Source organism: Frankia sp. CcWB3, assembly GCF_977927595.1.
Window position 1 is genome coordinate 2764 of record NZ_CDWRCK010000254.1, and the last position, 3865, is coordinate 6628.

General features: G+C 72.2%; 4 protein-coding genes. All 4 read left to right on the forward strand.

Translation table 11 applies throughout. The features are described 5' to 3' along the window. The first annotated feature begins 171 nt into the window (after positions 1–171). Positions 172–1137, forward strand: coding sequence for a UTP--glucose-1-phosphate uridylyltransferase (locus tag ACY5KJ_RS16760; protein WP_462188341.1), 966 nt, complete (start codon positions 172–174; stop codon positions 1135–1137). Between the two features lie 324 nt (positions 1138–1461). After that, complete coding sequence (glp, locus tag ACY5KJ_RS16765; RefSeq protein ID WP_462203808.1) at positions 1462–2841, forward strand: molybdotransferase-like divisome protein Glp; 1380 nt, start codon at positions 1462–1464, stop codon at positions 2839–2841. Beyond that, positions 2838–3341 (forward strand): cyclic pyranopterin monophosphate synthase MoaC, encoded by a 504-nt coding sequence (moaC, locus tag ACY5KJ_RS16770; RefSeq protein ID WP_462203809.1) that lies wholly within the window; start codon positions 2838–2840, stop codon positions 3339–3341. Before glp ends, moaC begins: the two co-directional genes overlap by 4 nt. Beyond that, positions 3338–3865 (forward strand): MogA/MoaB family molybdenum cofactor biosynthesis protein (locus tag ACY5KJ_RS16775; RefSeq protein ID WP_462203810.1); only part of this gene is annotated, 528 nt, incomplete at its 3' end. The genes moaC and ACY5KJ_RS16775, both read left to right, overlap by 4 nt.

The following is a 3865-nucleotide window of genomic DNA, read 5'->3' on the forward strand; positions in this document are numbered from 1 at the left end:
TGTTGTCGGTGGTGGATCGGGTGGCACGAGGTGCCGCGGGCTCGTTCTCGGACCCGCGGCGCACGTCCGGGCGAGCGGCGGGCGGGACCGGCGGCCGCCGTGAGCTGTGCATTGCCTGTGCCGGGGCCGTGGGCGGTGCCCGTGTCCACGGACCCGACTAAGGTTTCGGCTATGCCAGTAACGAAGGCGGTAATTCCAGCCGCGGGTCTGGGGACCCGCTTCCTGCCGGCGACGAAGGCCGTCCCCAAGGAGATGCTGCCGGTCGTCGACAGGCCGGCTATCGAATACGTCGTCGAGGAGGCGTCCCGCGCCGGTCTGCGTGATGTCCTGCTTGTCACAAGCCGCACGAAAAAGGCGATCGAGGATCATTTCGATCGTGAGGCGGACATCGAGGCGGCCCTCGAACGGAAGGGCGACGATCTTCGTCTCCGTCGGGTCCGGGCGTCGGCGGAACTGGCCGAGGTCCACTCGGTCCGCCAGCAGTCGCCGCGTGGGCTCGGTCATGCCGTGCTCTGCGCGGCGGCGCACGTGGGGAACGAGCCGTTCGCCGTCCTCCTCGGTGACGATCTCATCGACGAGCGGGACCTGCTGCTCGAGGAGATGCTTGCCGTGCAGCGCCGCTTCGGGGGCAGCGTCATCGCCCTGATGGAGGTGCCCGAGGACCAGGTCTCCCTCTACGGCGTCGCCACGGTGGAGTCCATCGGCACTGGTACCGGCACCGGTGCCGACGACCGGTACGGGATCGTGCGGATCCGTGACCTGGTCGAGAAGCCACCGGTCGCGCAGGCTCCGAGTAATCTGGCGATCATCGGGCGGTACATCCTCTCGCCGACGATCTTCGATGTCCTGCGGCGGACCGAGCCGGGACGGGGCGGGGAGATCCAGCTCACCGACGCCCTGCGGATCCTGGCGCTACGGGCGGTCGAACCGGCCGGTGCCGCGGGGGGCACCGACACCGACACTGAGCCCGTGCACGGGGTGATCTTCACGGGTCGGCGGTACGACACCGGCGATCGGGTGGACTACCTGAAGGCCGTCATCCGGCTCGCGTGCGAGCGCGCCGACCTTGGCCCCGAGCTGTACCCGTGGATCGAGGAGTATGTCGCGTCCGGCGGCCCGAAGGCAGCATTGTTCTAATTTATCCATATTTTTCAAATTTATCCGCTTCATCGCTTGAGAGTCTCGGGATGTGCTGGCTTCTCTTCGGGTAGGCCTTGACGGCTCCGGCGACGACTCCGGCAAGGACCGGAACGCTCCTGGAACCGGCCAGCGCCCGGCGGTCGCGGCACGCCGTTCGGACCGGGAGGCCCGGAGCGGATGCGCCCCGTCCCGACCGCTGGAGGTACCCGAAGGTAACTGCGGGTAAGAGGTGCCCGGGCTTCGACGGCCGTAGCCTGGGTGATGCCGGACCCGGCGCGCGACGGGTGGTGCATCGAAGGGCAGAGAAATGGACGGGCGCCCATGACTTCGGTGGATGAACACCTCGAGCGGATCCTGGCGACGGTGCGGCCGACCCGCGCTCGGCAGGCCAGGCTGGACGAGGCGCACGGATGCGTGCTCGCCGCGGACGTCCGGGCGACGGTCGCGCTTCCCGGGTTCGACAACTCGGCCATGGACGGGTACGCCGTCCGGGCCGCCGACGTGGCCGAGGCGTCGGCGGCCACTCCCGTCTCCCTGCCGGTCATCGGCGACGTCCCCGCGGGTCCGGGTTCGCCGGCCGCGCTGGTCCCCGGCGCCGCGGTACGCATCATGACCGGGACCCCGCTGCCCCCGGGAGCGGATACGGTCGTCCAGCTCGAGTGGACCGACGGTGGCTGCCAGACCGTCGCGGTCCAGCGGGCGCCGCGCCGTGGCCTGCACATCCGCCGGACGGGGGAGGACGTCGCCCCGGGCGCCCTGGTGCTCCCCGCCGGGACGATCATCGGCTCCGCGCAGATCAGCCTGCTCGCCGCGGTCAACGTGGCCCGCCCGCCGGTGCATCCCCGGCCGCGGGTGGCGGTGCTGTCCACCGGGACCGAGCTCGTCGAGGTCGGTACACCGCTGGGCGCCGGGCAGATCGTCGACTCGAACAGCCATGGCATCGCCGCCGCGGCGCGGGAGGCCGGCGCAGTGGTACGCCGCCTGGCCGGGGTGCCCGACGAGCCGGACACCTTCGCCGCAGCCCTGCACGGGGTGCTTCCCGACGTGGATGCCGTGGTGACGACCGGTGGCGTCAGCGTCGGGGCGTACGACGTCGTCAAGGAGGTGCTCGCGCGGACCGGGACCGTCCGGTTCGACCGGGTCGCGATGCAGCCGGGCAAGCCGCAGGGTTTCGGCCTGGTCGACGGTGTGCCGGTCTTCACGTTGCCGGGGAACCCGGTCAGCGCCCTCGTCTCGTTCGAGCTGTTCGTCCGCCCGGCCCTGCAACGGATGCGCGGTCTCGCCGGCACCGGGCTCCCGAGGATTGTCGTGACCGTCGGATCCGACCTGCGTTCCCCTCTCGGGAAGAGGTCCTTCCTGCGGGTGGGACTGGAGCGGAGCGGGGGCGGCGGGTGCCTGGAACCCGCCACCGTCGCCCAGTTGGCCGGCGGGCAGGGGTCACATCAGCTCACCTCGCTAGCGGGAGCGCAGGCGCTGCTGATCATCCCTGAGGAGGTTACCGAGGTGTCGGCGGGCAGCCGGCTGCCGGCGTTGTTGCTCCCGGACGGATTGAGGGCCATTCTCTCCGGCATGGCCTGGGCGGTTGCGGACACTGCGGACGTCGATGCCCCGGACCTGGCTTCCCCGGACCTCGGCTCGCGGGCTGAAGCCGGCCGGGGGGACGCGGCCGCGGCCCGGGCCGCCGGATCGGTGCCCTGGTGACCGCAGCCCGGCTCACCCACGTTGACGACCGCGGCGCGGCCCGCATGGTCGACGTGTCGGCGAAGGACGTCACTGCCCGTACCGCGACCGCCACCGGGATGCTGCGGGTCATTCCCGAGGTCGTGGCGCTGCTGCGCGGGCAGGGGGTACCGAAGGGCGACGCCCTCGCAGTCGCCCGGGTCGCGGGGATCATGGGGGCCAAGCGTACGCCTGATCTCGTTCCGCTCTGCCATCCCATCGCGATCTCCGGCGTCACGGTCGAGCTGGACGTACGGGACGACGGTGTGGCGATCACGGCCACCGTCCGGACGGCGGACCGGACCGGCGTCGAGATGGAGGCGCTGACCGCCGTCGCCGTCGCCGGGCTCACGCTGCACGACATGGTCAAGGCGGTGGATCCCGCCGCGGAGCTGACCGGGGTGCGAGTGATCGCGAAGACCGGGGGACGCTCCGGAGACTGGCCTGCCGCCCCCCCGCCGGGCGCGGGGTCCGCGGAATGAGTGGCATGCGCCACCTTCCCGCGGGTGCCCGGGCCCGGGTCATCACCGTCTCCGACCGGGCGTACCGAGGGATCTATGCCGACCGGTCGGGCCCGTTGCTCGTCGCCGGGCTCGTCGAACTCGGTTTCGAGGTGGGCGCGGCGACGATCGTCCCGGACGAGCGGGATGAGATCGTCGTGGCGCTGCGGTCCGCCGCCGCCGACGGCGTGGACTTGGTGGTGAGCACCGGTGGCACCGGCCTCGGTCCCCGCGACGTCACCCCCGAGGCGACGCGCGAGGTGATCGAGCGGGCCGTGCCCGGACTTGCCGAGGCGCTGCGCGCGGCGGGTCGGGAGACCGTGCCGGCGGCGGTGCTCTCCCGCGGGCTCGTCGGAACCGTCGCCGCCACCCTGGTGGTGAACCTTCCCGGCTCGACCGGTGGGGTACGCGACGGGCTGGGCGTGCTGGCCGGGGTGGTGGGTCATGCCGTCGCCCAGCTGCGCGGGGCCGACGACCACGGGCACCCGGCCGCGGGGTCCGCGGGC